Source organism: Leptospira neocaledonica, assembly GCF_002812205.1.
Taxonomy (GTDB): Bacteria; Spirochaetota; Leptospiria; order Leptospirales; family Leptospiraceae; genus Leptospira_B; species Leptospira_B neocaledonica.
On record NZ_NPEA01000005.1, the window covers coordinates 369412 to 385473 of the forward strand.

The 16062-nt window shown below is 40.4% G+C and carries 12 protein-coding genes; 8 read left to right on the plus strand and 4 right to left on the minus strand.

Features of this window, described 5'->3' with window-relative positions; genetic code table 11:
• Positions 1-5: 5 nt before the first annotated feature.
• Positions 6-644, minus strand: coding sequence for a TetR/AcrR family transcriptional regulator (locus tag CH365_RS10905; RefSeq protein WP_100768590.1), 639 nt, complete (start codon positions 642-644; stop codon positions 6-8).
• A gap of 137 nt (positions 645-781) precedes the next feature.
• Here CH365_RS10905 and CH365_RS10910 point away from each other — a divergent pair, with 137 nt between their 5' ends.
• From CH365_RS10910 to CH365_RS10935, 6 genes are all read left to right on the plus strand, one after another.
• Positions 782-2203, plus strand: a complete 1422-nt coding sequence (locus CH365_RS10910) for a flavin-containing monooxygenase (RefSeq protein ID WP_100768591.1) — start codon at positions 782-784, stop codon at positions 2201-2203.
• Positions 2200-3051, plus strand: a complete 852-nt coding sequence (locus CH365_RS10915) for an SDR family NAD(P)-dependent oxidoreductase (protein ID WP_208861198.1) — start codon at positions 2200-2202, stop codon at positions 3049-3051. Before CH365_RS10910 ends, CH365_RS10915 begins: the two co-directional genes overlap by 4 nt.
• A gap of 199 nt (positions 3052-3250) precedes the next feature.
• Positions 3251-4552, plus strand: coding sequence for an adenylosuccinate lyase (gene purB / locus CH365_RS10920; protein WP_100768592.1), 1302 nt, complete (start codon positions 3251-3253; stop codon positions 4550-4552).
• Positions 4552-5316, plus strand: a complete 765-nt coding sequence (locus CH365_RS10925) for a Rossmann-fold NAD(P)-binding domain-containing protein (RefSeq protein WP_100768593.1) — start codon at positions 4552-4554, stop codon at positions 5314-5316. The genes purB and CH365_RS10925 overlap by 1 nt, the downstream gene beginning before the upstream one ends.
• The gene (locus CH365_RS10930; RefSeq protein WP_100768679.1) at positions 5313-6416 is read left to right on the plus strand and encodes a helix-turn-helix domain-containing protein; all 1104 of its coding nucleotides are present in this window, start codon (positions 5313-5315) and stop codon (positions 6414-6416) included. Before CH365_RS10925 ends, CH365_RS10930 begins: the two co-directional genes overlap by 4 nt.
• A gap of 70 nt (positions 6417-6486) precedes the next feature.
• Positions 6487-7317: a sterol desaturase family protein gene (locus CH365_RS10935; RefSeq protein WP_100768594.1), complete on the plus strand. Its 831-nt coding sequence runs from the start codon at positions 6487-6489 to the stop codon at positions 7315-7317.
• 188 nt (positions 7318-7505) lie between these two features.
• Here the strand turns inward: CH365_RS10935 and CH365_RS10940 are convergent, their stop codons facing one another.
• The 3 genes from CH365_RS10940 to CH365_RS10950 are packed head-to-tail and all read right to left on the minus strand — an operon-like array spanning position 7506 to position 12481.
• Positions 7506-9527: a PAS domain S-box protein gene (locus CH365_RS10940; protein ID WP_100768595.1), complete on the minus strand. Its 2022-nt coding sequence runs from the start codon at positions 9525-9527 to the stop codon at positions 7506-7508.
• A 45-nt stretch (positions 9528-9572) separates the two neighbouring features.
• Positions 9573-11507 carry a hypothetical protein gene (locus CH365_RS10945; protein WP_100768596.1) on the minus strand — a complete coding sequence of 645 codons (1935 nt, stop codon included), beginning with the start codon at positions 11505-11507 and terminating at the stop codon, positions 9573-9575.
• On the minus strand, positions 11504-12481 hold the full coding sequence (locus CH365_RS10950) for a glycosyltransferase family 2 protein (protein WP_100768597.1): 978 nt from the start codon (positions 12479-12481) through the stop codon (positions 11504-11506). Before CH365_RS10950 ends, CH365_RS10945 begins: the two co-directional genes overlap by 4 nt.
• Positions 12482-12679: 198 nt before the next feature.
• Between CH365_RS10950 and CH365_RS10955 the strand changes: the two genes are divergently transcribed.
• The gene (locus CH365_RS10955; RefSeq protein ID WP_008594836.1) at positions 12680-13021 is read left to right on the plus strand and encodes an STAS domain-containing protein; all 342 of its coding nucleotides are present in this window, start codon (positions 12680-12682) and stop codon (positions 13019-13021) included.
• Positions 13022-13035: 14 nt separating this feature from the next.
• A complete protein-coding gene (locus CH365_RS10960; protein ID WP_100768598.1) occupies positions 13036-16062 on the plus strand; it encodes an LIC_11026 family protein in 3027 nt (1008 codons plus the stop codon).

Here is a 16062-nt window from a genome sequence, read left to right on the forward strand (position 1 = left end):
AATCTCTATTTGATTTTCTTTTTAGAGGACTTGGAGAGATCGATTAGGGCTTTTAACCTGAGTCTGAATATTTCCTGGCATTCTTTAAGAACCGCCTTTCCTTCCTCCGTTTCGATTTCTCCTGCAAAACGAACGATCGTACCCATTGTATGGCTAAGAAAGAGCGCGAAAGGTTTTAGATCGTTTTCTTTTAATCCGGGTAAACAACGTAATGCAGTCTTTATTATCAGTTCTGCATTTCTATATGTATCTAAAATATCTTCCGAAACTAATTCTGGGACGGCTCTTGCGCCTGCCCAAAGATTTGCGAGTGCCGTGTCTTTTTGGAAGAATTCCGCGAATTGTATGAGTGCGTTTTCTCCGGCCGATTCCAATTCTTCCGCATTATTGACCTGATCTAAAAGGGATTTGGTTCCGGCGTAAATTCTGTCGTAATAATCTCTCATAATCGTGAGTAAGAGAGAGTTTTTCCCGGGAAAGTATTGGTATAAGGATCCTATCTGTATCCCTGCAGATTGAGCGATTTCTCTCATACTTACCGCATCTATCCCTCTTTCTCCGATCAATTCTTTTGCAGTTCTTAGGATCAAATCTACTCTTTCTTTACTTCGGGATTGTACCGGGGTGCGCTGGCCCTGCTTCATAGGAGATACAGTTATATTTCCTCTTCTTCTCGGACTACTTTTTTCTTTTACGGCTGATTTTTGTTTGACTTATTTCCAAAAAATGAGCATTGATCATAAATAAAAAGAGCAATGTTCATTTTTTTGGAAGAGGATATATGAAAGAACAGACTACAATTTCTAATTCAAACGAGGCTCGTGATTATTCGGGCCACTACTGTATAGTGGGAGCCGGCCCTGCAGGATTGTCTATGGCAAGATCTTTAAAGTCGAAGGGGATTCCTTTTCATGTAATCGAAAGATATAAGGATGTAGGAGGAATTTGGGATATAGAAAATCCGGGATCTCCTATGTATAAGAGCGCCCATTTTATCTCCTCTAAATATCTTTCCAATTATGCGGACTATCCAATGCCTGAAGAATATCCTGATTATCCTTCTAACCGTCAGATACTTGCATATCATAGAACGTTTGCCAGGGAATATGATCTATATCGTCATATAAAATTCAATTCGTCTGTCCAGTCCATCCAACAGAAAGGATCCAAATGGTTGGTAACACTTGAGAACGGAGAGTCTGGACTTTATGAAGGAGTTATTTGTGCCAGCGGAATAACTTGGTCTCCGAACATTCCAAAGTTACAAGGTATCGAAACGTTCCGCGGAGAAGTGATACATAGCGTTAAGTATAAGGATATTTCTTCCTTTCGTGGAAAGAGAGTCCTTGTTGTAGGCGCAGGTAACTCAGGATGCGATATTGCTTGCGACGCAGGGGTTGCGGCAGAACAAGCATTCATCAGTGTGAGAAGAGGTTATTATTTTATTCCAAAACATATTTTCGGTATGCCTGCAGATGTATTTGGAGACGGGGCACATTGGATTCCGAATTGGTTTTCCCAATGGGTTTTCGGTATTATATTAAAATTTTTAGTAGGAGATTTGACTAAGATCGGTCTCCAAGCTCCCGACCATAAAATTTTCGAAACTCATCCGATCATCAATGACCAACTTCTGCATAATCTTCGCCATGGAGATGTGATTGCGAAGGGAGACGTTTCTAGATTAAACGGGGAATTTGTGGAATTTAAGGATGGTTCCAAAGAAAGAATCGATTTGGTCGTGCTTGCTACCGGATATCATTGGGCAATTCCCTATATGGAGGAAAAATATTTCGAATGGAAAAACGGGCGCCCGGAACTTTATCTTACTCTTTTTAACCGTAATTATGAAAATCTTTACGCTCTAGGTTATATGGAAACCGACGGAGGAGCGTATAAGATGTTTGATGAGATGGCTAATTTAATTTCTTCTTATATAGATGCGAAACGAAACGGAGATCCTTCCGCAAAAAAATTCGGATCTCTAATTTGGAATGATAGACCTTTGTTAAACGGAGGAATCCATTATCTGAATACTGGACGGCATTCCGTCTACGTGAACCAGGTCGCGTATAAGAAATATCGATCTAAAATCCAACGTAAAATGGGATGGCCGGAGCTGAAATCTGGACAATTCGATATTTTGAAGACAGATGATAATTCTAATGCCGCATCTACAGAGCTTGCAAGGGCAGTTAGATGAGTTCCGGGACAAAAGAACTTTCTGGATCTAAAATCGCTTTGATTACAGGTGCGGGAGGTGGGATCGGAGAAGCAATCGCATTACGTTTAGATAAAGCCGGATATCGTTTGATCCTTTGTGACATTCAGGAAGAAAAGATGAAGTCGATTGCAAGTCGGCTTTCTAAAACTCCAGAATTGATCGCCTGCGATTTAACAAAGTCGGAAGAGTTGGAAGCGATGGTTTCTGTCGTTAAATCTAAATTTCCAAATCTAGAAGTTTTAGTAAATAACGCAGGGTATGCGAAGGAAGGTCCCTTTCTGGAACAAAATACTCTGGAAATAGATCGTCATGCCGGCATCAATTTACTCGGTCCGATTAGATTAATACGCGCCATTGTTCCTATGATGCTGGAAAGAGGAAGAGGATCGGTAGCAAATATAGTATCGATAGGAGGGATCATCTCTCTCGCAGATTCAGCACTATATTCTGCTACTAAGTTCGGGCTCCGAGGTTTTTTAACTGCAATTCATGAAGAGTTGAAAGGTAGTTGTGTTAAAATTTCCGGCATCTATCCCGCCGCTGTGGATACTCCGATGCTCATGCATGAGGCTATGAACGGAGGGACCGTTTTGAATTGGTTGAATGCAGTAAAATCTCCGGATGATGTTGCGAAGGCGGTTCTTAAGGGGATCCAAACCGGTAAACTAGAGATCTATGTTCCTTATAGTGACGGGCTTACTTCTAGATTGGCTGCTGTGTTTCCTTGGTTAGTCGGCTCACTTTCACCCATATTAAAATGGTTTGGAGAAAAGGGGCGTCGTAAATGGCTCCGTAAAAAAGGAATTGATCCTGATAGGAAGGCATAAAGTTAAGAGAGGTTCTACGAAATTCTCTTACAAAGGCGCAGGAGGCCGGATAGATTGGGCTTGTAGGAACTCCAACATCGCCCTTTTTCCTTCTTGTTTTCCTTAAGGCTCGGTTTGCCCAGTGCGAACCAAAAACGTTTTACGGATCGGCACCCGATAAAAATCCTATCAATGGGGGTATTTCCCCAAGGAAACTGGAATGATTGATCGGTATTCGAATCCGGAGATTTCTAAAATTTGGGAGTTGGAGAACAAATTCGATATTTGGAAAGAAATCGAAATATTGGCCACTGAAGCCCGGATGAAAAAAGGGGAGGTCCCTAAAGAAGACTTCGAAGAGATCCGTTCCAAAGCAAGATTCAAAGTGGACGAAATCCTGGAGATTGAATCCAAGGTCCACCACGATGTAATCGCATTCTTAACTAATATGAATTCTTATATCGGGCCTGCAGGTCGCCATGTACATTACGGCCTCACTTCTTCCGATATCGGTGACACCGCACTTTGTGTGCAGATGGTCCAAGCAATGGATCTGATTCTGAAAAAAACGGACCAACTTATCGAGGCGATCAAGGAGAAGGCAATCCAATACAGAGACCTTCCTTGTATTGGTAGATCTCACGGGATCCATGCGGAACCGATGACTCTCGGTCTAAAGTTTGCATTATTTTACGAAGAAATGAAAAGAAACAGGGCGCGTATGGCCCTGGCGAAAGAAGAAATAGCTGTAGGAAAATTATCGGGTGCAGTCGGAACTTATTCCAATATAGAGCCTGATATCGAAGAATACGTCTGTGAGAAGTTGGGGCTCAAGCCTGATCCGATCGCGACCCAAGTTGTTTCTCGAGATAGACATGCGGCTTATATGTCCGCGTTAGGCGTAACTGCAGCGAGCTTGGATCGTTTTGCGACCGAAGTTCGTCTTCTTCAAAAAACGGAAGGCAGAGAAATTGAAGAACCTTTTTCTCCGGGACAAAAGGGATCTTCTGCAATGCCTCATAAAAGAAATCCCGTGATCTGTGAGAGGATCTCCGGTATTTCTAGAGTGATCCGTTCCAATGTTTCTACCGCTTTACAAAATGTGGCCTTATGGCATGAAAGAGATATTTCTCATTCTTCTGCAGAAAGGATAGTTGTTCCGGATTCTACGATTGCTCTTGAGTATATTCTGGATAAAATGTTATTCGTAGTAAAAAATCTACATGTGTATCCAGATGCGATCGAAAGAACATTAGGAACCACAAGAGGTTTGATCTTCTCTCAAAAAGTACTTCTTCATTTGATCGAAAAAGGCGGGATTACTCGAGAAGATGCTTATGCAATTGTACAAGGTCATGCGATGGCTGTTTGGGCGGATATTTCCCAAAACCTGAAGACAAGACTTGCAGAAGACCCTAAGGTGCAGAAGGTACTTAAGCCCGGAGATCTGGATTCTATCTTCCAAATTTCACCTTACTTGGATAAGGTGGGACTGATCTACAAAAGACTCGGTTTGGAGTAATGCCTAAGTTCGCGATATTCGGGCTGGGATATACCGGCTTACGTATTCTACGTACATTACAAAAAGAAAATGTTGTTTTAGGAGTTTCTAGGGAAACAAAAGTAGAAGGTTCCATTTTGCTGGACCTGTCCGATACCGTTTCCTTGGAAAATTTCCTCAAAGAATACGAGGGTTCGAAGTTTGATGCAAGCCTCATCACATTCCCCGCTCAGAAACTCGAGAATAGAGAGCAAGTTTTCGACACTATATTTTCCATTTCCAAAACTGTTTGGATGTTCGGATCAACTAGCATTTACCAGAGAATTACTTCTGATATCACTGAAAAAACACCTTTAGATCCGGAACATGATCGTTACAAAACAGAGTTACAATTTTTGGAGAAGGGCGGTAAGATCCTCCGACTTTCAGGGATCTATGGACCGGGAAGAAATCCGGCAAATTGGGCGAGAAAAGGTTCGGTCAAAAAGACAAAACGTCAACTAAATCTGATCCATGCGGACGATATTTCGGAAGTGGTACGTTTACTTCTATCTTATCCTGGAAATGATCTGCCTTCCGAGTTAATTTTATCCGATGGGCAATGGCATACCTGGTTGGAGATCTTCCGATTCTTAGAAGATCATGGTAAGATTCAGGTTGTTCCCGAAGAAAAGATGGATAGAGAAGACAGTTTTATCGACAGCAGCTTGATTCGGAAATTTCTTCCTGGTTTACAAACAAAGGACTTTTGGGGAGAATTGGAAAAACTGGAAGAACTCATTTGATCTCACAGATCACGGACATATTACATTTATTCTGTCTTTCGAATTTAATCTTTATCATCGGGCTTCTCGGGTGGAGATACTTTTATGATCTGAGGATACGTATCGCGGGAGGTTTTTCATTCGGGATTGTATGTTATATTCTCCTATCCTTGGATCCTGATCTTAAGATCCCTTACGCTGTTCGTACGTTTCTATTCGCAGGCTTGATCAGTTTACCTTTTTTCTTTTGGATGATCAGCCTTGCTATCTTCGAGGATCATTTCGAGGTCAAATATTGGCATTGGTTTTTACTTATCTGCAAGGTCGGGGTTTCAGCTTGGTCTGTCTATCCAGTATTAGATCTGATCAATATGAGAGGACCTATCGTTTCGGAAACTGTTCTTGCTCATATCATCATTCCGACTCTTCTATCTTTGGGCTTTGTTGTAGCTGCCATTATCCGGATCTATTCAGGTAGAAAGGATGACTTGATTGAGACAAGAAGAAGGTTACGTGAAGTTCATATTCTGATGACCGGAAGTGTAATCACCTTTAATATGTTCTCTCACTTGATCTTAAGAGGACGGGTATTATCCGAAATTTTGGATTTAGCAAATGTGATTTTCGCTTGGGGCCTTATACTTGCATTCATGTATTTGGTCTTCGAATTGAAAGAAGGTTTGGTAGATCCAAGGCCTGAAGAAATTGAGGATACAGAGGAAAAAGCGGTATATGCAGATCCCGCTTTGAAGAAAAAATTAGTCTCTGCGTTTGAAGAAACAAAACTATATCGAAAAGAAGGACTGACAATCGGGCAGCTGGCAGAAGATTTAGAAGTGCAGGAATATAAACTCAGAAGGCTGATCAATCAGGCCATGGGTTTTCGGAATTTTCCGGATTTCCTAAATCGTTACAGAATCCAAGAAGCCTGTGAGATCCTTTTAGATTCCGGAAAAGATGAGGTTCCTATTATCAGGGTGGCTATGGATCTAGGCTACCAATCCTTGGGACCCTTTAATCGTGCATTTAAAGAACTGACTGGAGTTACTCCAACCGAATTCCGCCGTAACCGTGGTAGGGACGAATCTTTAAAAAGTACTGCAGATTTCGAAATCAGCTAGAGGTTTTTTAAAATCGGATAGGCTGATTGTTGTCCTATCGTGTAAACTGTGTATACACGGAGAGAATGGGATGAACGAAATCGTGGATCAATTAGGTTATACCGCTTATTATTTTTTGACCTTAGGCATGTTATGGTTCCGCTATATTTTAATGGCGGGGATCGCCTATGTTTTTATTTGGGTGATCTATAAAGAAAGGCTTAAACATAAAATCATCCAGAATAAACTTCCGGAAAAAGATAAAATTTCTCACGAACTAAAATATTCGGCAATCTCTCTCGCGATCTTTGCTGCTTCCGGAATTCTGGTCGTTTTAATGAAGAATGCCGGCTGGACTTTTATCTACGATAAGGTTGAGGATTACGGGGTTCCGTATCTTCTATTCAGCATCGTTGCCTTGATATTTTTGCACGATACCTACTTTTATTGGACCCATCGTTTGATGCATCATCCTCTTCTTTTTAAAAGAATGCATCTAGTCCATCATAAGTCTACGAACCCTTCTCCATGGGCAGCGTTTTCATTTCATCCGTACGAAGCTGTGGTAGAAGCTGGTATCGTTCCATTGGTAATCCTTTTCTTACCGGTGCATACGACTGCTCTTATTGTTTTTTTCTTTTACAGTAATTTTTTAAATGTGTTGGGGCATCTTTCTTTCGAACTTTTTCCGAAATGGTTTATGGAAAATAAAATATTAAGACTTCATAATTCTACTACTCATCATAATATGCACCATAAATATTTTAACTGTAATTACAGTTTGTACTTTAATATTTGGGATAGGCTTATGGGAACTAATCACGAGAAGTATTTTGATACTTTTAGGGAAGTTGCGAACCGAGAACCTGAGCCTATAGGAGATGTTAGGACTCCAACATCGGTGGTAACTTCAGGAGTTTAGAAATATCGAGCGCGAATGTGCCGAGTATGTTGGAATTCCAACATAGAGAGTTACAAAATTTGGTTGTTGAGATCTTAATTCTGTGATATGCGGAAAGGGCTCTCCCACGAGCCACTCCCCCCACCCAAAGTTTAGGGCGGGGCGCCCTTAACCCATGTAGGAATTCCTACAGACGAATTTCCAAATCTCTAATAAGAAGCTGGGAACCGTATCCTTGTAACAGTTCCTTGCTCGGAAGAAAGATCCATCACCGAGCCCTTTAGCTGTTTTGTCAAAAGATCCACAAGTTCTAAACCCATGGAATCCTCTGATTTAGAGCTCGAAGATTTCCCTTTTCCATTATCTGTAACGTCCAAATGGATCCAATTTTCATCTTTGTAAAAAGAGATTTTGATGATCTTTTCTTCGGAACGTTTTTTAAAAGAAAATGCATGTTTTAGAACGTTAGTTACTAATTCATTCAGGATCAAACCGATCGGGATCGCAGAATTTTGTTTGATCGGAAGAGATTCACAATTTAGGAAAATTTGAATCTCTTCTTTTTTATGACCGAAAGATTTGAGAAGGCTGTCTACAAGCCGGCTTACAAACTCCGGGAAAAATTCGTCGCTGATCCTATGTTTTCCATACAAGGATTCGTGCACATATGCCATAGATAAAATTCTATTTTGGGATTCGGTCAAAACCTGGGTTGGATTACTTACTTCTACTTCTCCTTGCTCAAGCTGGATCGAAAGTAAACTGGATAGAACTTGCAGATAGTTTTTAACCCTATGGTGCACTTCTTTGAGTAGAATATCTTTTTCCTGGAGAGCATTCGCCATAATTTCTTCCGCAAGTTTAACTTGAGTGAAGTCTGTGATAAAACCTTCGAGCGCGATCAATTCTCCATTATCGCCTTTGACCGCTGAACCTTGTTCGAACGCCCAGCGCATTTCCCCACTTCTCTGATAGATTCGATAGAGAAGTCGATACGGAACATTCTTGCCAATTGCTTCCGTAACTTCATGAAATACTCTTTCAGTGTCTTCCGGATGCATGATCTCTCCATAAGTAATTGTACGGTTAGAGACGAAGTCGGATGGAGAGTAACCTGTAAGTTCGAAACAACCTTCGCTAATAAACTCCATGGTCCAATCGTGATCGTATGCACAGCGATATGCGATGCCTGGAAGATTTCGTATCAAAGTGGAAAGTTGTCTTTCACTTTCTTTTAATGCGGTTTCCGTTTTTTTATAGTAGGTAATATCAGTGCACATAGCAAGCGCACCTTCATAATTTCCTTGCGAGTCGAAGACTGGATTTGTAGACATCAATAACCAGACTGCTTCTCCATCGGGTCGTTTGAAAAAGAAATCATGAACTTCTGCTTGTCCTTGTTTTCTTTCTTCCAGTCTTCTATTTACAAGATCAGTATTATCCATTGCTATAAAATCAAATAAACTTTTACCTATCAGTTCTTTTTCGCTCATTCCTAAAAATTCGGCCATTTTAGAATTTACGAATTTAGTTTTGGCATCCTTATCAATCAGCCAAATCCCTTCTAAGGTTGTATCTACTATCTTCTTATAATTTCCTTCCGTTTTGAAAAGAGCCGCTTTTGTTTCTTCAAAGAATACGAGTAGTATTACGATTGCGGAGGCGAATCTAAAAAGACCTGCGATAAAAAAACCTATAAAGCCGAATTCAGGATGAAATCGAAGAAACGGATAATTAAGTACATGAATTCCCCAGATAATAAAGATCCAACCTGCGATCATCTTTCCTAAACTTGGGATTAAATTTTTAGTTCTTAGAAAAATGATCCCCGTATAAATTTGGGATCCGCCAATCAATATATAAATGGGCCAGATCATATAAGCGTCTTTGATCTTCTCTAAGTCTAAAAACAAAGCCCATAGGCCAGTTAACGAAAATAAGACCTGAAAAGGTCTGGAGAATGATTTATTTAAAAAATATAAACATCCTAAGAATTGGAAAAGTGCTCTAATGAAGTCAATGGAGAAGGTGGGAAAATATTTGTAAGAGTCCGCGCCTCCTACATTCATGATATTTCCAATGTATCCTAAAAGATGAAATGCCCAGCAGATGGACCAGGCAAGCAATGCTTTCTGTCCTTCTTTTTTATATAAATATAAATAGATAAAAAATAGAAAAAAGGCGGAAGGCGTAGCCGCGATAATGGTGGGTAATAACCATGGATGAGTCACGATGCCTTGAGCCGTTTACCGAAAACGGGTTTCGGTTTAGTCCGATTATTTTCTAATAAGACGAAATTCTTTGAAACAATAATCTCCGTTTGGATGTTTAATTTCTTTGATAGGATCCAGGGTAATACCTAAACTTTCCGCTCTGGTAAGAACCTTAGGAGGTAATTCGCAAGAAGGTCCTACATACACAGCTTTGTCAAACTCGTCCCAAGATTTCCATTTATATTTGCTATCGTTGCGATATTTCCCTTTTTCGACCGTTTTTTGTCTGAATAAAAGATCGAATTCTGAGGCGAGAATTCTTCCGGGTGTTTGGAAGTTCTCCTCATCGTGAAATGTATTAAATGCGACGTATTTCCCTTGAGGATCTATCTCTTTCGCAAATTCTCTCGCCGGTTCGAATGCCTCCGTGTCGAAACCTTTTAAACAAAATTGGTTTTTGGAAAGATACGTTTGGCTGAATAGTCCACCTTCTCTCACAAATAGGCTAGAAGCCCATAGAAAGAAGAATAGAAAAATTCCGGAGAAGAGTAATATTCTACTTTTTTCAGAAATTTGAACCAATCTGAAAGACCAGAGACTTAAGATCGTAAGTAATGCAGGCAAAGGATAGAATACATGTCTAAGTTGTTTGTTACCGGTGGTCGCATCTATAACAATATATTGTAAGAATACGATTACAGTGATTGCGAATAACGGATCTTTTAGAAATTTCGGCCAACTGATATTCTGCAACTTAGAAAGTAGAAAATCTATTTTTCCTTCGGACTTTGTTTGCGGAGAAGCAGTTTTTTCTTTTCTGTTTTGATAGAGCCAGTATCCGATTGCTCCTAAGGAGAATAAGAAGAAGGTCCTAAAAATCCAAGGCTCGCTGAACACATGGCTCGCCGGAAATTTATCCTCCGGAGATTCGAATAAACTTAAGATAAAACTACGAACGAATTTGTTCACGATCATTTGAGCGTTTACTAAACTCATTACCCTGTCTAGGTTCGTGAATAACCAAATGAAACAAGGAAGGATCGCATACAGATAGAGTATTTTGATAGAAGGAGGAGAAATTTCCCCTAAATCCTTTCTGTTCCTATATAAGAAATAATTGAAATCCAAAAAAAGAAGAACAGTCAGGAAATATAATACTTTTTTAAAAGACCTTTGGTCCAGATTCCAATCTGTCACTACTCTTAAGACAGGCAATGAAAGCACAAGAAGGACAACTACGATCAGAAATAAAAGCCTGATCCCTTTATAATGGACCTTTACAGAGAATCGAATGAACCCGATCCATTCCGGAAATCTGGAAAGTAACTCGAACAAAAAGATGGAAATGAATAATAAAAGTCCGTAAGGATACTTGGTAAAGAATAGAAGGATCAAAACTACAGAGACCAAGGCGGCTATCTTGGAGCCTGCAGGTAAACTTTCTCCCGGCTTCAGGTCTTTTACAGAATCATAAAGTTTGTATAATCCCCAATACACCCAAAGAAGAATAAACATTCCTTGGGTTTCCAACATAGAAGAAAGACTATAAGCAGGAGTTTCAGAAGTATGAAGGCTCAAAGCCAATACAAAAATAGAGACCAAACTCGCGAAAAGAAAAGATCCTGAAATCCTGGAAACGATATAGATGATAGAAGGAAAACAAAGAGCATAAAATGCCAAGCCAAGAAAGGAATCCTTCCAAGTGATGGGCCATTCTCCTGGACTTGCCAAAAGTATAAGAGAGAATATTGGACGTAACGGTGGCCAGGTCGCTGCCTCTAAAAAGGGAAGTGTTGCCCTCCAGATCTTGCCGTCTCTATAGTCCTGGAACTGGTCATATACAGCATTTAGTCGGATATTCTCGTCCCAGGTCAGAAGGTCTGTGATCGGACAGATCTCTAAGAATGCCTGCCAGTTCTTGGAGATCATAACTCCGGTGGCAACCAAGGCAAGGACGCCGAATAAGATTCCTAATATTCTATCCCAGGTACGGTTCATTTTTTACTTTTTGGTCTTACCGAGTAGATCTTTTCGATCACATAGAGAGGACGGTTCTTGGATTGATCGTTTACTCTGCTTAAATATTCACCTATCATACCTAATGCGATAAGCTGGATCCCGCCTAATACCAGAACAACGATCATGACCGAGGTCCAGCCTTGGATGGTATTATCAGTAAACAGTTTTAAATAAAGAATATAAACCGTGTACAATGCACCGAAAAACGCGGAAGCAAATCCTAAATAAGAGGAAAATTTGAGCGGAGCAGAAGAGAAGGAAGTGATCCCGTCCAATGCAAACTTTAACATTTTGCTGACGGAAAACTTGGTTTCTCCGTCAAAACGTTCGTCGCGATCATATTCCAAACCTGTTTGTTTGAAACCGATCCAAGCGATGAGTCCTCGGATATAACGATGTTGTTCTCTCATGGATACTAGAACATCAGTCACCCTTCTGCTCATGATCCTGAAATCTCCGGTATCGATCGGGATATCGAATCGAGTGATTTTTTTTAGAATCCTATAAAATACGTGAGCTGTGATGAGCTTGAAAAAAGACTCACCCTCTCTTTTCTTTCTTCTCGCATAAACGACATCGTAACCTTCCGACATTTTTGCGTAGAGATCGGCGACGAACTCCGGGGGATCTTGTAAGTCTCCGTCCATAACGGCGACAGTTTCACCTCTTGCAGTATCGATCCCTGCAGTAATCGCCAATTGGTGTCCGTAATTTCTGGATAAGTTCAGAAGAAAAAAACCTGGCTCTCTTTCGCAGAATTTTTTTAATACATCGAAGGTCCCGTCTCTTGAACCGTCGTTTACAAAAAGAATTTCTGCATCTTCTTTTCCGAAGCGTTGTTTTTCTTTTAAGATACTGAGTAGGCCCCGGAGTCTTTTCACGAGTTCGGGGATGGTTTTTTCCTCGTTATAAACGGGAATGACTAGGGATAAAAGAGGGGGCTTAGCGGGCATTGCTGACCTTGGTACGATGTTTGTATTCGGCCAAAATGTCGACAATATTTCCTGTAATTTCTGTCAGAGTCAAAACCTAGTTTCTCTTTGATTTTTGGGAGCTTTCGAGGGATTCGACAGGCCAATTCTGCAAAAAAGGGCTTTACAAGGAGGCCGGAATGCAGATCTTATATAAGCACAAAAATCCAAGAAAGGGTTATGAAAATCAAAGTCACCACTAAAAACGACGTTCACATCATCAAGATCGAAGGCCCGATTAAAGCGGGTAATGAATTCGAACTTGGTCAAAAAATCGAGGAGTATATCTCGAAAGGTGACGTTCCAAAGTTTATCATCGACCTGAAAAAAGTTCCTTTCATCAACTCAGCCGGTTTGGGGATGTTTCTTAACATCTACAAGCATATCGACGGCTTGAAGGGTCGCATGGTATTTACCAATTTGAATAATGATATCGAAAATTTAATGGAGATTACAAAGTTAGCTAGCATTTTCGAGATCTACAAAACGCTGGAAGAGGCTATCGAATCCTTCGAGTACTAGCCTAAACATTTCGGTTGGCTTCCGAGTTTCTACAGTATTTGAAAAAGAAAAAGCTCCGCCTTGGGATCATTGCGGGGATTTTTCTCTTCTATCATCTCCTTTTCAACTCAATCACAGGACAGATTCTATTCGATAAAATTGCCTCATCCGTTTTTGCGGGGAAGTTCGAGGCGAATGTCCGAAGTTTTTCTCCCATCTACGGATTCAGGTTCACTGACCTAAAATTATATCCCACAACCGACTGGGACGAGAAGCCTGTAATGACCGCTAAAGAACTCGGGATCTCTTATAATCTTCCTCTTATTATCTTAGGAAGATTAAAAATTTCCAAAATTTCCATCCACGGATTGGAGTTGGACCTCCAACAAAGAGGAAACCTTTGGAATATCTCCTCCGTTTTTCCTCCTAGCGAAAAGGAAGAAATACCTGTGGAAAAAAGTGAACCTCTTACTGAGATCCGCACCTATTTTCCAGTGAGTGCATTCTTAGAATTGGACCTAAAAGACATCAATGTTCGAGTGAATTCAGAAAACGGTTCCAAGTCTTACTCTGCAGGGTTGGAAGGATTAGAACTTGGATTTCTTTTGGATACGAATCGTTTTACTCGGATCCCATTCGATCTGAAAATTTTGGATCTTATAGACGAGTTCCAAGTGAAATTGAATCCGGAGAATCAGATAAAACTTAGATTTCAAGATTCTTCCGGAGGACTAGACCATCCATTTAGATGTACATGGATTTGGGAAAGGGAAGAAGGTTCTAAATCAGGATTTCATTCCAAGCTCGACCTCGGCTCAGAAAAAATACCGATACGAATTGCTAATAGGGTCAGTGCTCCTTTCGGCTTTTCATTAAAATACGATATAGATGTTTCTCCTGAGAAGAAGGAACTCCTACTTAAAAATTTAGAATGGAAAGTGGGAGAAGATACCTGGTTAGAAGGAAGTGGAAAAATTTCCGACTTCGCTTCGGATTCAGGAAAAGTGAATCTTGCCATCCAAAAATCCAGGATAAGGCTCGCACCTTTATCAGATTTTTTGCATAGTCTTGGGTTTGATTTTTTTTCCATGAGTGGAGAGGCAAGTCTTGCTCCGATCTTGGCGGAAGGCAGTTGGGACAATCTAAGAGTTCTAGGAGAAGTTAGAGGAAACGGATTAGATTTCAGGATCGGTAAAAAAAGACATTCTGTTCCCATGTTCAATTTGGATTGGGATGTTCGGATCGATCCACAAAATGAAAAAGATTCCGGACCCAAGGTCCCACTTCCTTGGATGAGATCTTTTACATTCAAAAATTTAAAAGTAATATATAATGAAATTCTGTTGGAAGGAAATCTGAATTATTCTCAGGCCGAAGGCCCGAATTTAAATCTGAAATTGGATAATTTTGGGCTCGGGGATTATCTAAAAGGTTATTCCGGAAAATTCTCCGCTGAACTTTCAGCCCTAGGAAAAGATTTTTCTCAACTGGATGCCGGCTTAAAATTAAAAGCCAAAGGTTTTAGATTCCCGATGGATAGGGGTAGCTCCGGAAATATCTATCTGGAGGGAGGCCTAAAAGCTATATTCAATTTTCCTAAAAAAGCCTGGGGGCTGGAGGAAATTTTAGTATCCAATCTAGGCCTACGGGCCTTCTCCGCTGAAGGAGATTCCGCGGCAAAATTGGAAACAGGTGGAAGGATCGGACTTGGAGAACCTTTCGTCTTGGATCTGAAAAAAGCGAGATTGGATTTGGACTTAGAACAGCTCGTCCCACTTCTTCCTTTGTCTCTACGAGAAACATTAATCCCAGTCAGAAACCAAGTAGGTAAGAAGATAGGACTAGACGGAGACTTTTATTATTCACTAGGGAATCACGGACAAAATATCCAAGGAAGTCTTGGAGTAGACTTGCCTGGAATGAATCTCCGAGACGGAAAACTTTCTTTAGATCTAAAGATGATCGGAAGTCCAAGTTCTAAAATTAAAATAGATAAACTCGAGTTAAGTGCATTCTCCCAAAAATTACGTTTGGGGATGAATGGAGAATTAAACAAAGCCGGCAAGAACGGACCTTCGCCTTCTATGGGAGAGTTTGTTCCGAATTTAAAAGGAGAATTTAAACTTTTATCTCCTAAAGAAAGTGGGTTGGTTAAGGGATTGTTTTTCCAGGGGGAGGCTTCGATCGGGTTTAATTGGTATGGAAGTATTATTCAGGGAAATTTAATATCTAAAAATTCTAATGTACTTCTGCAAAGTGGGGTCTGCCCCGGTTACGATTGTAAACTATATCGGATCGATGGATGGAATGCAAATGTTCCTTTTACCCATGATCTCTCCGTAAAAGAGACCAAAAATCTGATCGAGGGTAACAAAAGAAAGTTCGTAATGAATTACGGCCGCACCCCGGCTCCCAATTTTACGATCCGACAGATCATAGGAAATCATCCTTCTTTAAAAGGAACACCTTTCGAATACAGTAGACCTAAAGCGGATTCTCCAGGTCTTTCTGCTAACCTGGAATATTCGGAAAATTATTTACGAATGGATTATCTCAAAGTATATACTCTGGACGGAGAAATTTGGGGTAAGGATATGATCGTTAACGTGGGCTCCGGCGACCCTGAGAAAATGGAATATTCGGTTTCCTTGAGAGTTAAGGATATAGATCTAAAACAATTGCTCCCGGCAAAAACTCAGGCCAAGATAGATGATGGAAAAGTGAAAGCGGATCTCAATCTTTGGGGAAGGAATCTGGGAGATCCCGTGCCCAACTTAAATTTATTTTTTAGTATCTATCAGATCGGGAACGATTTCGGAAAAAGTGCGATCAATATTTTTGCACCTTCCAATATACTCACTGATTTTATCTACGGAAGTTATGCAGTGGATAAGATAGAATTGGAATTGTCAAAAGGTTTGGTATACGCGGTTATCTTATTCAAACGTTCCATTTTAGGAACGATCATCCAGTTGGAAAATAACCAGGTATCCCAGCAAAGAATGCCTTTGGCAAACTTTCTCAAACGTGCCCAAAACGAGATCGAAACTTTTAATCAGTAA

Bases quoted from the DNA above. Each gene is read 5' to 3' on its own strand.
- CH365_RS10915 (WP_208861198.1), top strand. From the start codon at position 2,200: ATGAGTTCCGGGACAAAAGAACTTTCTGGATCTAAAATCGCTTTGATT.
- CH365_RS10950 (WP_100768597.1), bottom strand. From the start codon at position 12,481: ATGCCCGCTAAGCCCCCTCTTTTATCCCTAGTCATTCCCGTTTATAAC.
- CH365_RS10935 (WP_100768594.1), top strand. From the start codon at position 6,487: ATGAACGAAATCGTGGATCAATTAGGTTATACCGCTTATTATTTTTTG.
- CH365_RS10945 (WP_100768596.1), bottom strand. From the start codon at position 11,507: ATGAACCGTACCTGGGATAGAATATTAGGAATCTTATTCGGCGTCCTT.
- CH365_RS10955 (WP_008594836.1), top strand. From the start codon at position 12,680: ATGAAAATCAAAGTCACCACTAAAAACGACGTTCACATCATCAAGATC.
- CH365_RS10910 (WP_100768591.1), top strand. From the start codon at position 782: ATGAAAGAACAGACTACAATTTCTAATTCAAACGAGGCTCGTGATTAT.
- purB (WP_100768592.1), top strand. From the start codon at position 3,251: ATGATTGATCGGTATTCGAATCCGGAGATTTCTAAAATTTGGGAGTTG.
- CH365_RS10905 (WP_100768590.1), bottom strand. From the start codon at position 644: ATGAAGCAGGGCCAGCGCACCCCGGTACAATCCCGAAGTAAAGAAAGA.
- CH365_RS10925 (WP_100768593.1), top strand. From the start codon at position 4,552: ATGCCTAAGTTCGCGATATTCGGGCTGGGATATACCGGCTTACGTATT.